The following is a 16,663-nucleotide window of genomic DNA, read 5'->3' as shown; positions in this document are numbered from 1 at the left end:
GAAGTCATCGCTCTCAAGGGCGACTCCTACCGGCTCAAGAACCGAGACCTCGGCCGCGTCCCCGCAGCCGTCACCGAAGAGAACTGAAAACCCCAGGGGGTCAAAATTCAACCGACGATCGGGGGTCAGTTTTCAGCCGCCGTTGACATCGCCTACGTGTGGATGTGGCACCACGGCGGCTGGGACATCGTGCCGCCAATGCCACCCGGGCCGGAGCAGAGCGGCGTCAGGGAGCCGCTGCACCCCAAACCATCACCCCCGATTCAGTTTTCTCGGACGGTTGAGGACGACTGATACGTCCGCTCATGCCGCTCTGCGGGCGACCGTCCGAGTGCCGGCCGTTGGCTGTCTTGGACCCGCCGCCTCGCCAGGACAGCGGTACCAATTGTTGGTATCATCATTCGATGGTTCGCAACACCTCGATCAGCTTGGACGAGCACTTCTCCGACTTCCTCGCCCGCGAAGTCGACTCGGGCCGGTACCGGAACGCCAGCGAGGTGGTCCGTGCAGGCCTGCGGCTGCTGGAGGATGAGGAGATCCGCATGGCAGCCCTTCGCGCCGCACTGATCGCCGGTGAGCAGAGCGGCCCGGCCGAGAACTTCGACTTCGACGCCTTCATCACCGCGAAGAAGGCGTGAGCACGTACCGGCTCACTCCCGCTGCCCAGCGAGACCTGTCCTCGATCTGGGACTACACGCAAGAGCGGTGGGAGGCGCGCCAGGCCGAAAAGTACATCCTCGAGATCAGGGCCGCGATTGAGCGGATCGCCACCGACCCAGACCGCGGACGCAGCTGTGAGGAGATCCGTGCCGGCTACCGGCGCTACGGCATCGGCAGCCATGTCATCTTCTACATCGTGCAGACCGACGGTGTAGACGTCATCCGCATCCTGCATCAGAGGATGGACCCGCTGCGGCACCTGTAACGGCCGAAGCTCGACCCGTGCACGCCACACATCGGCACAAGGCGTTGACCGGAAATGCTGCTCTCCGTGCCACACCGTTCGACCGACGTCCACAGGGTCAAGGATGGAACGGGGCATAGAACTCCACCAGCCCGGTCCCCAGCACCTCGTCGTGTTCCGCATCGCCGCCGTACTCGGTCCACCGCCAGCGCCCACCTCGGACGCGAATCCGCAGGACGCGACCCTCAGACGACACGCTGTCCACCTCGAGCGTGAGCACCTGGCTGTCGTCCAGGCGGATGAGTAGGCCACCGCCCTCGGCCACGGCCTCCGTCAGTTGATGCCAGTTGTCGTATGGCCGGCCGAACCATCCCGATGGAAGGCGGAGACTCGCGACCTGATGCTCGCCGAAGAAGGCGTTGACGGCCTTCGCGATCGCCGATGGGTCAGCGGAACAGTTCACGCGCATCATCGTGCACGTTCCCCCACGGACGATGCGTTTTGGGGACGGACCGCTCTCGATCAGGGCGTGCGCCTGGGCCACCACAGGCGGTCGCCGAGCAGGGTGAAGACGGCCGGGACGAGAAGGGTCCGCACGACGAAGGTGTCGAGGAGGACGCCGAGCCCGACGACGAGGCCCAGCTGGGCGAGCACCATGAGCGGCAGCACGCCGAGTGCGGCGAACACTGCGGCCAGGACGACCCCGGCGCTCGTGATGACGGCGCCGGTCGCACCGACGGCCCGGCGCATGCCCTGCACCGTCCCTGCCGCGGCAGCCTCCTCCTTGGCTCGGTGAACGAGGAAGATCGTGTAGTCGACGCCGAGCGCGACGAGGAACATGAAGGCGAGCAGCGGGACGTTGACGTCGAGGCCGGCGAAGCCGAGGAGCGCGCCGCCCACCCAGGACCCGAGCCCGATTGCGGCGAGCGCTGACAGCGCGTTGATGACCAGAAGGACGAGCGGCCCCACCACCGCCCCGAGGAGCGCAACGAGGACGAGCAGGACGACACCGAGAATCACCGGCACGACGACCCGCAGGTCACGGTCCGCGAGTTCCCGTGCGTCGAGCAGCTCAGCCGCTTCGCCGCCCACCTTCGCGTCCGCGCCGGCGACGGCATGCACTGCGGCGCGCAGCCCGCGCACCGTGTCGTCCGCGGCGGGCGTGCCGGGTGCCGCTTCAGCGGTCACGGTGAGCCGGGCGAGACCCGCCGCAGCACCGGCCGGGCGCACGGCAACGACCCCACCCACCCCGCGCGCGGCCTTCGCGACGGTCTCGATGCGGGCCTCATCGGCGACGACCACCATGGGTGCCGACTCACCGGACGGGAAGTGCGCGCCGAGGCGCTCGGCGCCGACCTGCGACTCCGCCGCGACCCGGAACTTCTCCGTCGGGGCGAGACCGATCCGGGTCCCCACGAGCGAGGAGGCCAGCCCACCGAGGATGCCGAGGACAACCAGGCTGGTCAGCAGCGGCCGGCGCATCGCCGATCCGGCGACGCTCCCCCAGAGGGACGGTCGCGCCGGGGCGGCCCCGGGCCGCGGAACGAACGGCCAGAACACCCCGCGGCCCACGACAGCGAGCGCCGCGGGCAGGACGACGAGGCCGAAGGCGAGCGCGACGAGCAGTCCGATGGCCGAGGCGACGCCGAGCCCCGAGGTCGAGGGCAGGGCGGCGAGCAGGAGCGCGAGCAGGCTGAGCACGACCGTGACGTTGCTGGCGACGATCGCCCCTGCCGTCGCCGACCAGGCACGCCGCAGGGCCACCCGATGGTCGGGCTCGACCCGCAGCTCCTCGCGGTAGCGCGAGATGAGCAGGAGGGCATAGTTCGTGCCGGCTCCGAAGACGAGGACGCTGATGATGCCGGCGTCGAACTTCAGGTCCCAGATCGCGCCTGCCTGGGCGGTGAGGACCCCAGCCACTTGGTCGGCGACGGCCACGACGGTGAGGGGAACGAGCCAGAGCACCGGCGACCGGTAGGTCAGCAGGAGCAGCAGGACCACGGCGGCGAGCGTCACGAGGAGCAGGGTGAGGTCAGCGCCGTCGAACGCCGAGGCGACGTCCGCGCCGAGGGCGGGTCCACCCGTCACCTGGACGTCGATCCCGGCAGGAGCGCCCGCGGCGGCCGCTCTGAGATCAGCGATCGTCGCAGCGATCTGGCCGTTGGAGCGGTCGACGTCGATGGGCACCGGCAGGAGCACCGCCCTGCCGTCCTCCGACAGTGTGGCGGGCAGGGGTGGCGCGCCGACAGCCGCGCTGATGCTGGGTGCCTGCTCGCGCAGCGTCGCCAGCTCGGCCGGAGCCAGCACGCCGCCGTCGGCGCGGGTCCACAGCACGAGCGCCGGAGCCTGGTCCCCGCCCTCGAAGTGGGTCTGCAGCTCCGACACCTCGCGTGACTCGGCGGTGGCCGGCAGGGAGCCCGCGGCCCCACCGCCGACCGGCGGCTCGGTCCGGAGCGCGCCGAGGATGCCCGTCACGACGAGGGCTGCGAGCAGGAGCGTCAGCCAGGCGCCGCGCCGTGAGGTCAGTCCTTGGATGAGCCGTCTCGCGGGTCGGACCTGCGCGAGGGCGTGCGCGCTGTCGAGGGTGTCGGTGGTGTGGGTCAGGGTCATGCAACCAGCGTCGGCGCGTCCGGAGGGCCTCCCCCTCCATCAAAAGGTTGAACCGGCCCCTCCCGGCCGGCTCAACCCGTGGACGTGATCGCCTCGGTGAGAGCCGCCTTCGCGCCCACCATGGCGGGGCCGTACCAGGTGAGCAGCCGCCCGCTGCACAGCGCGGTCCGGACGTGGGTGAAGGCCTCCGGCCCGTCGTCGGCCGTGAAGACGTACGGCTCGTCCGGCAGCAGCACGACGTCCAGGTCGGGCCGGTCGAGCTCGGCGAGGTCGACATGCGGGTAGCGCTCGGAGTGCCCGGAGAAGGCGTTGCGCCAGCCGAGCCGGCTGACGAGGTCGCCGGTGAAGGTGTTGCTGCCGACCACCATCCACGGGTCCCGCCAGATGGCGATCGCGACGTCGAGGCGCGATTCGGGGACCGGCCCCGACCACTCGTCGCGCGCCTGCCCGAGCCACTCGGGGACGCCCACCCCGAGCACGACCGCGAAGAGCCGCTCGAGCGAGTCGAGCGCGCCGGGCACGGTCACGATGTCCGTCACGTAGACCTGGACACCGCTCTCCCGGAGGCGCCGGACGTCGAGCTCCCGGTTCTCCTCCTTGTTCGCGATGACGAGGTCGGGAGCCAGCTCACGGATGGCGGCCAGGTCGGGGTTCTTCGTGCCCCGGACCCGCCGGACGTCGAGGTCCGGCGGGTGGGTGCACCAGTCCGTGGCGCCGACCAGTTGCTCCGGACAGGTCGCGGCCACGGCCTCGGTGATGGAGGGGACGAGCGAGACGACGCGTCTGGGCCTGGGAGCGAGCTCAGCGGCATACCCCAGATCGTCGACGACGACACGAGAACTCAACGGTGGAGACCTCTCGGGACTACACGTTGCGGCGGTACTGGCCGCCCACCTCGAAGAAGGCCTCCGTCACCTGCTGGAGCGAGCAGACGCGAGCCGCCCGCATGAGGACGTCGAACACGTTGCCGCCCTCGATCGCCACCTGCTTGAGCTCCTCCAAGGCCACCTTCGCCTCGTCGGAGTGCTCCTGCTGGAAGGCGCGGACCCTGCCGAGCTGGCTCTGCTTCTCCTCCTCGGTGCCGCGGGCGAGCTCGATCGTCTGCGGCTCCTCGTCCTCGGCCCGCGGGTTGCGGAACGTGTTGACGCCGATGATCGGCAGGCTGCCGTCGTGCTTGCGGTGCTCGTAGAGCATCGACTCGTCCTGGATCCGACCGCGCTGGTAGCCCGTCTCCATGGCGCCGAGCACACCGCCCCGCTCGGTGATCTTGTCGAACTCCGTGAGGACCGCCTCCTCGACGAGGTCGGTGAGCTCGTCGACGATGAAGGAGCCCTGGAGCGGGTTCTCGTTGACCGCCAGGCCCCACTCGCGGTTGATGATGAGCTGGATGGCCAGGGCACGACGGACCGACTCTGCGGTCGGCGTCGTCACCGCCTCGTCGAAGGCATTGGTGTGCAAGGAGTTCGCGTTGTCGTAGATCGCGCACAGCGCCTGGAGCGTCGTGCGAATGTCGTTGAACTGCATCTCCTGCGCGTGCAGCGAGCGTCCGGACGTCTGGACGTGGTACTTCAGCTTCTGCGAGCGGTCGTTGGCGCCGTACCTCTCCTTCATCGCCACGGCCCAGATGCGGCGCGCGACCCGGCCGAGCACCGTGTACTCAGGGTCCATGCCGTTGCTGAAGAAGAAGGACAGGTTCGGGGCGAAGTCGTCGACGTTCATCCCCCGGGCCAGGTAGCTCTCGACGTAGGTGAAGCCGTTGGCCAGCGTGAACGCGAGCTGGCTGATGGGGTTGGCCCCGGCCTCCGCGATGTGGTAGCCGGAGATCGACACCGAGTAGAAGTTGCGGACCTTGTGCTCGATGAACCACTGCTGGATGTCGGCCATCATCTTCAGCGAGAACTCGGTGCTGAAGATGCAGGTGTTCTGGCCCTGGTCCTCCTTGAGGATGTCGGCCTGGACGGTGCCGCGGACGTTGGCCAGGGCGAAGGCGCGGATCTCCTCCGCCTCCGCGCCGCTCGGCTCACGCCCCTCGCGCTCGCGGAAGGCGTCGAGCTGCTGGTCGATCGCCGTGTTGAGGAAGAAGGCGAGGATCGTCGGAGCCGGGCCGTTGATCGTCATCGACACGCTGGTCGTCGGCGAGACGAGGTCGAAGCCGTCGTAGAGCGCCTTCATGTCGTCGAGCGTCGCGATCGACACGCCGGACGTGCCGACCTTGCCGTAGACGTCCGGGCGGGGGTCGGGGTCGCGGCCGTAGAGGGTCACGGAGTCGAACGCGGTCGACAGCCGGGTCGCGGGCTGGCCCTCGGAGAGCAGCTTGAAACGACGGTTCGTCCGGAACGGGTCGCCCTCTCCGGCGAACATCCGGGCCGGGTCCTCACCCTCACGCTTGAACGGGAAGACCCCCGCCGTGTAGGGGAAGTAGCCCGGCAGGTTCTCCCGCCGCAGGAACGAGACGAGCTCGCCGTGGTCCCGGTAACGCGGCAGCGCCACGCGCGGGATCTTGTTGCCGGACAGCGACTCCCGCGTCAGGACGTTGCGAATCTCCTTGTCGCGGATCGTGATGACCTGCTCGTCGCCCGAGTAGGCCTCGACGACCGCGGGCCACCCGGCGAGCTGGTCGGCAACCTCCGTGGGCAGGTCGCCGCGGGCGGCGTCGAGCAGCTGCTCGACCGGCGTGGGGTCGGCGTCCGCGGCGGTCAGCTCGTCGCGGACGGCCTCCAGGCGCTGCACGCGCGAGGCCTGGGCGGCGTACTGCTCCGTGGCGGCGTGGTAGTCGCGGACCGTCTCGCTGATCTCGGCGAGGTAGCGCACTCGCGAGGACGGGACGACCGTGGCGATCCGGGTCGACTGCTTCGTCGCGACGGCGGGCAGGGCACCCTCCTCCATCGTCACACCCCGGTCGGCGAGCAGGCCGCGCAGCTCCTGGTAGAGCGCCGTCACGCCGTCGTCGTTGAACGTTGCCGCGCTCGTGCCGAAGACCGGCATGTCGCCCGGGCCCTTGCCGAAGGCCTCCCGGTTGCGGACCAGCTGGCGGCCGACGTCGCGCAGGGCGTCCTCCGCACCGCGACGCTCGAACTTGTTGATGGCCACGACGTCGGCCCGGTCGAGCATGTCGATCTTCTCGAGCTGGCTGCTCGCGCCGAACTCCGGGGTCATGACATAGAGCGACACGTCGGCGTAGTCGACGATCGCCGCGTCGCCCTGGCCGATGCCGGGCGTCTCGAGGATGACGAGGTCGAAGCCGGCCGACTTGGTGATGGCGATGACGTCCTCGAGGTTGGCCGGCACCTGGCTGTGACCGCGCGTCGCGAGGCTGCGGAAGAAGGCACGGTCGCCGTCGAGCGAGGACATCCGGATCCGGTCGCCGAGGAGCGCGCCGCCACCCCGGCTGCGGGTCGGGTCGATGGCGAGGATCGCGACGCGCAGCTTGTCCTGCTGGTCGAGCCGCAGCCGGCGGACCAGCTCGTCGGTCAGCGAGCTCTTCCCGGATCCGCCGGTGCCGGTGATGCCGAGGACGGGGACCTGTCGCTTCGTGGCCGCCTCGCGGATGGCCTCGAGCGTCGCAGTGTCCAGGTCGCCCTCCTGGGCGCCGGTGATGGCGCGAGCGACGGCGGCCCGCTCGCCGGCGAGCACTGCGTCGAGGCTCGCCTGCCGCACGTCCCAGGGGTCGAAGTCGCAGTCCTTGATGACCTGGTTGATCATCCCGGCCAGGCCCAGGCGCTGCCCGTCCTCGGGGCTGAAGATCGTGACGCCGGAGCTGCGCAGACGGGCGATCTCCTCGGGCACGATGACGCCGCCACCCCCGCCGACGACGCGGATGTGCTCGGCGCCGTTCTCCTTGAGCAGCTCGACGAGGTACTCGAAGTACTCGACGTGGCCGCCCTGGTAGGACGAGACGGCAATGCCCTGCGCGTCCTCCTCGATCGCCGCGTCGACGACCTCCTGGACCGAGCGGTTGTGCCCGAGGTGGATGACCTCGGCGCCCTGGCTCTGCATGATCCGCCGCATGATGTTGATCGAGGCGTCGTGGCCGTCGAAGAGGCTCGACGCGGTGACGATGCGGACGTGGTGAGCCGGCTGGTGCAGCTTGGGCTTCTGGTTGCTCACGAAGGGCCTCCGGGCAGGGTGCGGCGATGCGGCACTGACGTGAAAATAGTAGGACTTCCAACTAATGGACGTCAACGCGTCATCGCCCTACGATGGGCGCATGACGGTTGACGGCACCCGCGACCTCGAGTTCGACCCGATCGACCAGGCCCGCACCCAGTGGGTCGAGTCGGGCTGGAGCGACGCCGCCGACGGCATGGCCGCCGTCACCTCCCTCATGCGCGCCCACCAGATCGTCCTCGCCCGCGTCGAGGCCACCCTCAAGCCGCTAGGGGTGACGTTCGCCCGCTACGAGGTGCTCATGCTCCTGTGGTTCAGCAAGCGCGGATCCCTGCCGATGAAGATCATCGGGTCGCGGCTGCAGGTGCACCCCACGAGCGTGACGAACGCGGTCGACCGGCTCGAGGACGCGGGACTGGTCACCCGCTCCACGCACCCCGAGGACCGACGCGCCTACCTGATCGCGCTCACCCCGACCGGTCGCGAGCTGGCCGAGCGGGCGACCAAGGCCCTCAACGCCGAGGTCTTCGAGCAGCCGGGCCTGTCCTCCCGCGACCTCCGCACGCTCGTCGACGTGCTGACGCGGCTGCGCCGCCAGGCCGGAGACTTCTAGCCGCACGCGCGGGCGAGCTCAGGGCGCCTGGAGCTCGCGCCTGGCCGGCCCGTCCGCGGTGACGGGGAAGAGCTCCGGGGAGCGGAAGCCCTGCCGGGAGAAGGCTGCTGTCACCGCCCGGCTGACCTCGCCGACGAGCTCGTCCCGGACGATGGCAATGGCCGAGCCACCGAAGCCGCCCCCGGTCATCCGTGCCGCGAGCGCCCCTGCGGCGCGGGCGGTCTCGACCGCAGTGTCGAGCTCGACACAGGAGATCTCGAAGTCGTCGCGCATCGAGGCGTGTGACGCGTCGAAGAGCGCGGTCAACGCGTCGAAGTCGTCGGCCTCGAGCGCGGCCACAGCCTGCGTCACCCGCTCGGTCTCGGTGACCACGTGACGAACGCGACGTCGCAGCACATCGCTGGACAGCCGCGGGACGACCTCGTCGAGGTCGCGGGGTCGAAGGTCTCGAAGGGAGCCGACCCCGAGCTCGGCCACGGCCGCGACACACTCCTCGCGCCGGTTGCCGTACTGCCCGTCGTCGAGCGAGTGCTCGGCGCGGGTGTTCATCACCAGCAGGGCCAAGCCGTGGCTTGCGAGGTCGAAGGGGACATGAACCGGCGGGTGGTCTCCGTCGAAGTCGAGCAGCAGGGCCTCGTCGGCGCGGGCAAGCAACGAAGCCGACTGGTCCATCCCGCCAGTCGGGGCTCCGGCGACCTCGTTCTCCGCACGGACACAGACCGCTGCGAGGTCCCGCCGTCCCTCGTCGCCCTCGTAGCCGGGAAGGCCCAGGACGTCGACCGCGGCGACGGCGACAGCGCATTCGAGCGCGGCGGAGCTCGACAGTCCTGAACCGAGTGGCACCCGTCCGTCCACGACGACATCGAGCCCGCGAACCTCGCGACCCGCCTGCTCAAGGGCCCACAGCACACCCACGGCGTAGGCCGCCCAGCCACCGCGGTTGCCCTCGAGCAGCCCGTCGAGCTCGATGGTCCGCTCCCCCGGGACCTGCCGGGACAGGATCCGCATCCTCCGGTCGCGGCGGGGCGCCACGGCCACCCAGGTGCGACGCGGGATGGCCATCGGAAGGCAGAGCCCACGGTTGTAGTCGGTGTGCTCGCCGATGAGGTTGACCCGGCCGGGCGCGGACCAGACGCCGCTCGGCTCACGGCCGAAGGCATCCCGGAAGACGGCGGTCAGCTCGGACGGGATGTGCTGCGGCTCAGCGCCACTCATGCGTCGACCAGCTCGCGAAGCCGGGCGGCGACTGCCTCGGGCGCGACGTCGGTCACCCAGCCGCCGACGCCTGACTCGGAGCCGGCGAGGTACTTGAGCTTGCCGGGGGCCCGGAGGATCGAGGTGATCTGCATGCTGAGCCGCCAGTCCTCCCGGCCCACGTTGACGGGTGCCTGGTGCCACCCGGCGATGTAGGGCAGCGGGATCGTCGCGTCCCCGTCGACCGCCGTGGGTGCGACGTGGAAGCGGTCCAGTCGCCGGAGCAGCTGCGGGTAGACCGTGGCAAAGTCCGCGCGCTCCTGCGCCGTGAGGGCGGGAAGGTCGGGCACGGCACGGTTGGGCACGAGGTGCACCTCGACCGGCCAGCGGGAGGCGTAGGGGGCGTAGGCGGTCCAGTGCTCCGACTCGAGGACGAGGCGCGATCCGGCAGCCACTTCGGCGGCGAGGACGTCGGAGCCGAGGAGCCGCCCGGTGGTCGCCCGGTGCTCCCGGGCCCGCTCGAGCATCGCCCGGCTGCGGGCTGGGACGTAGGGGTAGGCGTAGATCTGGCCGTGCGGGTGGTGCAGCGTCACGCCGATCTCCGGGCCCCGGTTCTCGAAGCAGAAGACGTAATCGACCCCCGGCAGCCGGCTCAGCTCGGTCGTGCGGTCGACCCAGGCCTCCAGCACCGTCTCGACGCGTGCCGGTGGGAGCTGGGCGAACTGGCCGGAATGGTCGCTCGTGAAGCAGACCACCTCGCACCGGCCGCGGGCCGGGGCGGTCGCGAAGAGCGGCTCCGGAACCGGTGAGTCGAGGTCGGCGGCACCCTCGGAGAAGCTGGGGAAGCGGTTCTCGAAGACGACGACGTCATAGGCGGGGTCGGGCACCTCGCTCGGCACCGAGCCACGTCCGGTGGGACAGAGCGGGCACTCGTCGGGCGGCGGGAGGAAGGTCCGGTTCTGGCGGTGGCTCGCGACGGCGACCCACTCCCCCGTCAGCGCGTCGAAGCGCATCTCCCCGGCCTCGGCTCGCGCCCCGAGCGGCCGCTCGTCGGGACGAGGTGACCGGGTCTCGGTCTCGTCGTCGAAGTAGATGATCTCGCGGCCATCGGCCAGCCGCGCCGACGTGCGCCGCACCTGGTGCGCCACCTGTGATCCCTCGCCTTTCGCTGATCCCCGCCGCACCGCCGGTCCGGCTCGCTCCCGCAGCTCGGGGACGCGCGGGATGCAGGACCAAGTCTGTCGGACGTGAGCCCCGTCACAATCAGGGGGTCAACCCGTGGACGACGTCGACGGGCCAACGACCGTCGCGACGAGGAGCCGCCCCCGGACCCGGCCGGCCTCCACCAGCTGCCCCATCCTGCGCTCCTGGTCCTGGACCGTTGCGTACCTGGCGTCGGCTCCGTGCGCCTCGCGGACCGCTGACTGGACCTCGTCCTCGAGCCGTTCCCAGCGTTCAGGGGTCGGCGCGAGATCGTCGGTCCAGGCTTCGTCACGGACGGTGAAGCCGGCCGCCGTGAGGAGTGTTGTCAGCTCCTGCGAGGACGGGAACGCGTTGCCCCACGGCACCTCGAATGACTCTCCGGTCGCCATGACGACGAGCAGCCCCAGCCGGGCGCCGTCCTCCAGGACGCGACGGAGCTCGGCCAGCCACACCGCCTTCTCGTCGGTCGTGCACAGGGTCCCGAGAGACCAGGCCAGACGGAACGATCCGTCGGCGATGGGGAGCCGAGCGCCCTCGGCCACGAGGGAAGGCAGGTCGAAGAGAGCCGCCGAGGCACCCGCCGCGGGGCGCATCGGCTCGAGGCAGACAGGCAGGATGCCGGCCTGCTCCCGGGCGTAGGCAGCGGGACCACCCAGCCCGGCGCCGACATCGAGCAGACGAGCGCCCCGCTCCACTTCCATCCGGTCCAGGAGCCAGTCGAGCCCCGAGGGGCGGCCGCTGCCGCGACAGGCGGCCGGGATCGCATGGTCGGGGCCGAGCCGCTCGACGGCCTCACGCGTCCACGCGGCCATCGTGCCGAACTCGTCCTGCATCTCCTCGTCGATGAGCATGCACCAGTCCTACCCGAACAGGTATGCCCACGACTGCAGTCTGCAAGCGCTGACCCAGTCGCACCGCACGCGGCCATCCAACGACACGACGACGATCAGGCCGGCTGCCGCCAGACCGACACGTGGCTCTCGCTGTCGCTCGTGAACGGCGCGCCCGTCCAGTCGGCGTGGCGGCTCTCCAGCTCCAGGCCCGCCAGCTGCGCCATGAGGTCGCACTCCGCGGGCCAGATGTAGCGGAAGTTGCTGGCGCCGTAGGTCACGGTGCCGTCCGCGTGTCGCCGGTAGTGGTGCGAGGTCCCCTGCTGCGTCGCGAGGTCGTAGGTGTCGAAGCCGGCGTGGCGCCGCCCGACGTGGAAGGGGACGGCGGCCTGGCCTGGTGGGAAGCGCCGAATCGCCGGCACCCAGAGCTCGACGACGAACCGTCCACCCGGCTCGAGGTGGCGGGCTGCGTTGCGGAAGCAGGCCACCTGCTCGGCCTGAGTCCGAAGGTTCCCGATGCTGTTCCAGACGACGTAGACGAGAGAGAAGCTCCCCGGGGCGGTGGTCGTCGCCATGTCGCCGACCACGACGGGGAGGTCCGCCCGCTTCTCGTGCAGCCGGTCGGCCATCGGCTGGGACAGCTCGATACCGGCGACGCGGACCCCTCGGTCCATGAGGGGGATGGCGACGCGCCCCGTGCCGACCGCGAACTCGAGGGCCGCCCCGTCGCCTGCCAGCCCAGCCAGGAAGTCGACCGCGGGGTCGAGCACGGCGGGCTCGAACATGAAGCCGGAGGTGTCGTCATAGTGCCGCGCTGTCTCAGCGTCCCAGTAGTCGCTGCTCGTCATGAACCGAGCCTCGCCCACTCCCCCGCCCGCTCGCCACCGGTTAACCGGCTGACGTCACGCTCTGAGGAGCCGGCGCAGGTCGGTGGCCGGGTCGACGAGGGCGCCCGGATCGACCGGCAGACCGCGGTCGATGAGGCGCCGCGCCGCCCGGACCGCCTTGGAGTCCTCGACCGCGACTGCTCCGACGACGACCCCGTCCCGCACCGCGAACGCAGAGAACGGCGGCGTCCCGAGCTCACCCCGCACCACGACCTCGCCGGCCGCCAGCTCGCCGACCACCTCGACGTGCACGCCGTGCCGGTCGGTCCAGAACCAGCTCGCCCCCCGCACAGGCGCCGGCAGACCGAGAATGGTTGCAGCGGCGCGCTCCCCGTCGAGCCGTGCAGCCTCCCAGTGCTCGGCGCGCGGCTGCACGACCCCGTCGACGACTACCTCCGTCGCGTCACCGATGGCGAGCACGGCCGGGTTGGACGTCACCTGGGCGTCGTCCACCCGCACCCCACGTCCGGTGTCGAGCCCAGCGCTGGCAGCGAGCCCGGTCTCCGGCACCATGCCGAGGGCGAGCACGACCACGTCGGCCTCGACCTGGCCAACCGCGCCGTCCAGACGCGCGACAAGAGCGCCCCCAGGTGCCTCGAACCGCTGGACGCCCGCCTGCAGGACGGTCAGGCCACGGGCCCGGTGCAGGTCGTGGAGCCATTCGGCGACCGCCTCTCCGAAGACCGGAGCGAGCGGCGGCGACACCGGGTCGACGAGCGTGACGTCCGCCCCAAGACCCGCGAGTGTGGAGCCGACCTCCGCCCCGACGAGCCCGGCGCCGACGACGAGCACGCGCACACCGGGAGCCACCGCAGCACGGAGCCGGTCCGCGTCCTCGACCGTCCGCAGCACGTGCACCCGCTCGCTGTCGGAGCCCGGGATCGCGGGACGTGCCGCTCGCCCACCGGTCGCCAGGACGACCCGGTCCGCGGCCAGCGTGCGCCCGTCGGCCGTCTCGAGGACGCCCTCGCCGGGACGCAGGGCCGCGACGCGCGTGCCGGAGACCAGCGTGATCTCGTGCTCGTCGTACCACCCAGGCTGCTCGAGCGCGATCTCCGCGCGGCTACGGGTGCCGGCGAGGTACTCCTTGCTGAGCGGCGGCCGGTCAGTGGGCCGCTCGGCATCGTCGACGAGCACCAGCTCGCCGCCGTAGCCACCGGCACGGAGCGCGGCGACCGTGCTCACACCGCCGACTCCGCCACCGACGACAACGACCTTCCGAGGCACGTCCATGTCGAGTGAGGCTACCGACCCGCTCAGGAGAAACAGCCGGCCGTATGCCGCTGGGCTGGCTCAGTGGCGACGGCGCTTGCGGTCGCTGTCGTGCAGCTCCGGGTGGACGTCCTCGGGGAGCTCGGGCAGCGCGCCCTCTCCCGGGGTGGCGACGCCCCAGCCCTCTGTCGTCACGGAGTCCACCGGCGGGTTGCCGACGAGGTGGGAGCGCTCGGCTCCCTCGGGGTGGTCGGCACGGTTGCGGACCGTGTCGTCCAGGTGTCGGTTGAGCGACTCGGTGTTGCCGAGAGCGCCCTTGCCGCGCCTGGGGTTCACCATGATCAGTCCCACCACCAGCAGGACGACGATCCCGAGCATGAACCAGAGACCAACTCGATCACCCATGGCTCCTCCTGGAGGCCGTGCGGATAGACCCGTCCCTTTCGAAGGTACCCGAAACCGCCGGGGGCCAACACGCTTCGGGGAGAGTCAGGCGGGGCTGCGACGCGCCCGCTCCTCGGCCTCTCGCTGCTCACGCTCGCGTCTGGCCCGCGCCACCTTCGCCGCCCGCTCCGCCGCGAGCCGACTCGTGGGGTCGTTCGTCTCGCCGAGCTGGGCCGGACCGAAGAAGGTCAGGCCGAGGCGCCGCAGCTGGTAGCCGATGCGGTAGCCCACGGACAGGCCCTCGTTGTCACCCTTGCCAGCCATGGTGTGCTCACTCCCGATCCTGTACGTCAACCAATCTCCAGTGTAGGCACGGTGCGTGCCGCGGGGGTCGGCCGTGGGACCGGCAGGAGACCGCCGTGCGGCGTGCGTTGCGTGCTGTCGGCCGTTCGGGGTGGCATCCTGAGAGTGACAGAGGTCACTGACCTGGAGAAGGCCCTTCAGAAGCCGTGGAGGGAGGCCCACGTGGAACCGGAGCACGAGCCCAAGGTCGAGGTCGCGCCCATTCACTCCAACGGCGCGCTGCGCGGGTTCATCATCGTCGGCCGCTGGCCCGAGGACACGGTGGAGTGGACCCACTTCCTGCTGCTCGCCGTCCGCATGGCCGCCGTCCCGAGCATGCTCCCCCAGGGCAGCACCGTCTTCCGGGTCCTCGAGGACGTCCCGGCCCGGGCGCCGGAGCACTCCGTCGGGCTCGTCCTCGCCGAGGGCCAGTTCATCGGCGACCACCCCCTCCGTCCAGGCCAGTTCGCCGATCCCCTGCCTCCGGCCCTCGCCGTGCTCCACCCGCCCTCGAGCACCGTCGCTTCGCTACCGGAGTACGAGACCGCGTCGGGCTGCCTCCTCCTCCCGGGGCTGCCCCACCTCGGGCTGGCCCATCGCGCCGCCTGGATCGAGGCCGACCGCAAGGGCACGGTGACCCGACTGGCCGCCGTCGACGGGATCGACCCGAGCGACGACGCCGACACCGCTGCCCTCTCCCTCCTGCTCGCCTCCTGAGCCGCCGATGGTGGAACGCTCCCCTGCGAGGCACCGGGTCGTCTCGGGGGTCCTCACGGCAGCGGGGCGAGTGCTCCTCTGTCACCGCAGGGCCGACCGCGCGTGGTACCCGGACGTGTGGGACTTCCCCGGCGGGCACGTCGAGGACGGGGAGACGCTGCCCGAGGCTTTGGCCCGCGAGCTGCGCGAGGAGCTCGGCATCGTCGCGGACGGCACCGGGGTTGCCCTGGCCCGGTGGGTTGCCGAGGACGCCTCCGAGGACATCACCTTCCTCAGGGTGGACGGCTGGTCCGGCGAGGTGACCAACCGGGCCCCGGAGGAGCACGACGCGCTCGGCTGGTTCACCCTCGCCGAGGCGCTGCGACTCTCCCTCCCGGACCCGCGCTACCGGACGCTGCTTCAGGACCTGCTCGACTCCTCGGACGGTGCGGCGGCCGGTCGACCAGTATCCCCGTGAGCGCGGCTGGTCACCCCAGCGTGACGTCGAGCGCCGAGAAGCCGCTGCCCGGGTAGCTCGCCAGGTCCCGTCGCCCGCCCGGGCGAAGGCGCACCGCCCCGGGGAGGTCCAGGAGGGCCGCGACGAAGAGCCCCAGCTCGAGGCGAGCCAGCGGGGCACCGGGACAGTCGTGGATGCCGCGGCCGTAGAGCAGGTTCGCGTCGGGATCGCGGTCCAGGCGGAACGCGTCCGGGTCGCCGAAGACGCGCTCGTCCCGGTTGGCAGACGCCCACAGGACGATGACCCGCTCACCCTCGGGAATCTCCCTGCCGCCGATGGTCACGGCACGCGTGGTGCGGCGCCGGTTGGCCACGAGGGGCGCATGGATCCGGAGGATCTCGTCGGTCGCCGACACGATGGCCTCGGGCCGCCTCCGCAGGTCGGCCACGACGTCGGGTCGCCGCGCCAGGAACTCGACGACGATCCCCATGCTCGCCGCGATGGTGCCGAGGTCGCCGACCGTCCAGTTGCGCACGATGGCGACGATCTCGGCGTCCCCGAGTGGCCGGCCGTCGACCGTCTCGCGGAGCAGCGCCGTCGTGACGTCGTCCGGCGCGTCCGGGCCGGCGGCTCGACGCAGCTCGAGCTGGTCCCGGATGTAGCCGTCGAACTCGAGGGCGACGTGCGACATCGCCTCGCGGTCCATCGAGCGAGTTGCTGCGTGGTTCCGGCGGGTCCACTCGCGCAACGGCCCGTGCAGCGAGTCCGGCCAACCCATGAAGGCGCAGGCCAGGGCATTGGCGAGCGGCTCGGCCATCTCGCTCATGAGCTCCACGTCGCGAGGCGGCCGGAACGCCGCAACGTGCTCCTCGATGATCCTGCGACAGGTCGGCTCGAACGCCGTGATCGCCGCGGGCCTGAAGAAGCCGTCCACGACGGCCCGGTACACCGTGTGCTGCGGCGGATCCATGCCGTTGGGAACGGCGACGTGGCTGGAGACGACATTGGAGAAGGTCTCGGGATCCTCGAGGATGCGGACGGTGTCCGCGTGGCCGAAGACGGTCCAGTTGCCCTGCGTGCCGTGGGCGACGGGGCACCGCGCCCGCATCGCGTCGTAGCTCGCGATCTGGTCGGCGAGCACCGCCGGGGACCTCGGGTCCCAGTCGATGGTTGCCGCGGACTCGTTGAGGTGCTCGACCACCGGACGATCATGCCGCACTGCCG

Annotated in this window: 17 protein-coding genes and 1 pseudogene; 6 read left to right on the top strand and 12 right to left on the bottom strand. The window is 71.1% G+C overall.

What is annotated here, in order from left to right; genetic code table 11:
• The 3 genes and pseudogenes from OO014_RS15765 to OO014_RS15755 form a co-directional block, all read left to right on the top strand.
• Positions 1-87, top strand: a pseudogene (locus tag OO014_RS15765) (IS21-like element ISAau2 family helper ATPase IstB); the annotation flags it as partial.
• 317 nt (positions 88-404) lie between these two features.
• Entirely contained in the window at positions 405-638 is a 234-nt protein-coding gene (locus OO014_RS15760; protein ID WP_272463279.1) for a type II toxin-antitoxin system ParD family antitoxin, read from the top strand.
• Complete coding sequence (locus OO014_RS15755; RefSeq protein WP_272463278.1) at positions 635-925, top strand: type II toxin-antitoxin system RelE/ParE family toxin; 291 nt, start codon at positions 635-637, stop codon at positions 923-925. Before OO014_RS15760 ends, OO014_RS15755 begins: the two co-directional genes overlap by 4 nt.
• Before the next feature lie 97 nt (positions 926-1,022).
• Here the strand turns inward: OO014_RS15755 and OO014_RS15750 are convergent, their stop codons facing one another.
• From OO014_RS15750 to icmF, 4 genes are all read right to left on the bottom strand, one after another.
• Positions 1,023-1,376, bottom strand: a complete 354-nt coding sequence (locus tag OO014_RS15750) for a hypothetical protein (protein ID WP_272463277.1) — start codon at positions 1,374-1,376, stop codon at positions 1,023-1,025.
• A gap of 50 nt (positions 1,377-1,426) precedes the next feature.
• Entirely contained in the window at positions 1,427-3,514 is a 2,088-nt protein-coding gene (locus tag OO014_RS15745; protein WP_272463276.1) for an MMPL family transporter, read from the bottom strand.
• Between the two features lie 71 nt (positions 3,515-3,585).
• A complete protein-coding gene (locus OO014_RS15740) occupies positions 3,586-4,359 on the bottom strand; it encodes a helical backbone metal receptor (protein ID WP_272463275.1) in 774 nt (257 codons plus the stop codon).
• A gap of 19 nt (positions 4,360-4,378) precedes the next feature.
• Entirely contained in the window at positions 4,379-7,621 is a 3,243-nt protein-coding gene (gene icmF, locus OO014_RS15735; RefSeq protein WP_272463274.1) for a fused isobutyryl-CoA mutase/GTPase IcmF, read from the bottom strand.
• Positions 7,622-7,721: 100 nt separating this feature from the next.
• Here icmF and OO014_RS15730 point away from each other — a divergent pair, with 100 nt between their 5' ends.
• Positions 7,722-8,234, top strand: coding sequence for a MarR family winged helix-turn-helix transcriptional regulator (locus tag OO014_RS15730; protein WP_272463273.1), 513 nt, complete (start codon positions 7,722-7,724; stop codon positions 8,232-8,234).
• 18 nt (positions 8,235-8,252) lie between these two features.
• Here OO014_RS15730 and galK read toward each other — a convergent pair whose 3' ends face one another.
• The 7 genes from galK to OO014_RS15695 form a co-directional block, all read right to left on the bottom strand.
• Positions 8,253-9,449: a galactokinase gene (gene galK / locus OO014_RS15725; RefSeq protein ID WP_272463272.1), complete on the bottom strand. Its 1,197-nt coding sequence runs from the start codon at positions 9,447-9,449 to the stop codon at positions 8,253-8,255.
• Positions 9,446-10,576: a galactose-1-phosphate uridylyltransferase gene (galT, locus tag OO014_RS15720; RefSeq protein ID WP_272463271.1), complete on the bottom strand. Its 1,131-nt coding sequence runs from the start codon at positions 10,574-10,576 to the stop codon at positions 9,446-9,448. The genes galK and galT overlap by 4 nt, the downstream gene beginning before the upstream one ends.
• Positions 10,577-10,699: 123 nt before the next feature.
• Entirely contained in the window at positions 10,700-11,482 is a 783-nt protein-coding gene (locus OO014_RS15715; RefSeq protein WP_272463270.1) for a class I SAM-dependent methyltransferase, read from the bottom strand.
• Between the two features lie 95 nt (positions 11,483-11,577).
• Positions 11,578-12,309: a class I SAM-dependent DNA methyltransferase gene (locus tag OO014_RS15710; protein WP_272463269.1), complete on the bottom strand. Its 732-nt coding sequence runs from the start codon at positions 12,307-12,309 to the stop codon at positions 11,578-11,580.
• 54 nt (positions 12,310-12,363) lie between these two features.
• Complete coding sequence (locus OO014_RS15705; RefSeq protein WP_272463268.1) at positions 12,364-13,581, bottom strand: NAD(P)/FAD-dependent oxidoreductase; 1,218 nt, start codon at positions 13,579-13,581, stop codon at positions 12,364-12,366.
• A gap of 60 nt (positions 13,582-13,641) precedes the next feature.
• A complete protein-coding gene (locus tag OO014_RS15700; protein ID WP_272463267.1) occupies positions 13,642-13,965 on the bottom strand; it encodes a hypothetical protein in 324 nt (107 codons plus the stop codon).
• 84 nt (positions 13,966-14,049) lie between these two features.
• A complete protein-coding gene (locus OO014_RS15695; protein WP_272463265.1) occupies positions 14,050-14,268 on the bottom strand; it encodes a hypothetical protein in 219 nt (72 codons plus the stop codon).
• 201 nt (positions 14,269-14,469) lie between these two features.
• Here OO014_RS15695 and OO014_RS15690 point away from each other — a divergent pair, with 201 nt between their 5' ends.
• A complete protein-coding gene (locus tag OO014_RS15690; RefSeq protein ID WP_272463264.1) occupies positions 14,470-15,003 on the top strand; it encodes a peptidase in 534 nt (177 codons plus the stop codon).
• 7 nt (positions 15,004-15,010) lie between these two features.
• Positions 15,011-15,460: an NUDIX domain-containing protein gene (locus OO014_RS15685; RefSeq protein WP_272463263.1), complete on the top strand. Its 450-nt coding sequence runs from the start codon at positions 15,011-15,013 to the stop codon at positions 15,458-15,460.
• Between the two features lie 10 nt (positions 15,461-15,470).
• On the opposite strand, the gene OO014_RS15680 is transcribed toward OO014_RS15685, so the two are convergent.
• The coding region (locus OO014_RS15680; RefSeq protein WP_272463262.1) for a cytochrome P450 at positions 15,471-16,663 on the bottom strand (1,193 nt) is incomplete at its 5' end.

It is taken from the genome of Intrasporangium calvum (assembly GCF_028446585.1).
GTDB lineage: Bacteria > Actinomycetota > Actinomycetes > Actinomycetales > Dermatophilaceae > Intrasporangium > Intrasporangium calvum_A.
Note: the sequence above shows the minus strand (reverse complement) of the source record. Positions and strands in the feature narration are given on the sequence as shown.

What these genes read in the sequence shown, in the direction of transcription:
- OO014_RS15760 (WP_272463279.1), top strand. Translation starts at nt 405, where the DNA reads ATGGTTCGCAACACCTCGATCAGCTTGGACGAGCACTTCTCCGACTTC.
- OO014_RS15750 (WP_272463277.1), bottom strand. Translation starts at nt 1,376, where the DNA reads ATGATGCGCGTGAACTGTTCCGCTGACCCATCGGCGATCGCGAAGGCC.
- OO014_RS15745 (WP_272463276.1), bottom strand. Translation starts at nt 3,514, where the DNA reads ATGACCCTGACCCACACCACCGACACCCTCGACAGCGCGCACGCCCTC.
- OO014_RS15730 (WP_272463273.1), top strand. Translation starts at nt 7,722, where the DNA reads ATGACGGTTGACGGCACCCGCGACCTCGAGTTCGACCCGATCGACCAG.
- galK (WP_272463272.1), bottom strand. Translation starts at nt 9,449, where the DNA reads ATGAGTGGCGCTGAGCCGCAGCACATCCCGTCCGAGCTGACCGCCGTC.
- OO014_RS15715 (WP_272463270.1), bottom strand. Translation starts at nt 11,482, where the DNA reads ATGCTCATCGACGAGGAGATGCAGGACGAGTTCGGCACGATGGCCGCG.
- OO014_RS15710 (WP_272463269.1), bottom strand. Translation starts at nt 12,309, where the DNA reads ATGACGAGCAGCGACTACTGGGACGCTGAGACAGCGCGGCACTATGAC.
- OO014_RS15705 (WP_272463268.1), bottom strand. Translation starts at nt 13,581, where the DNA reads ATGGACGTGCCTCGGAAGGTCGTTGTCGTCGGTGGCGGAGTCGGCGGT.
- OO014_RS15700 (WP_272463267.1), bottom strand. Translation starts at nt 13,965, where the DNA reads ATGGGTGATCGAGTTGGTCTCTGGTTCATGCTCGGGATCGTCGTCCTG.
- OO014_RS15695 (WP_272463265.1), bottom strand. Translation starts at nt 14,268, where the DNA reads ATGGCTGGCAAGGGTGACAACGAGGGCCTGTCCGTGGGCTACCGCATC.
- OO014_RS15685 (WP_272463263.1), top strand. Translation starts at nt 15,011, where the DNA reads ATGGTGGAACGCTCCCCTGCGAGGCACCGGGTCGTCTCGGGGGTCCTC.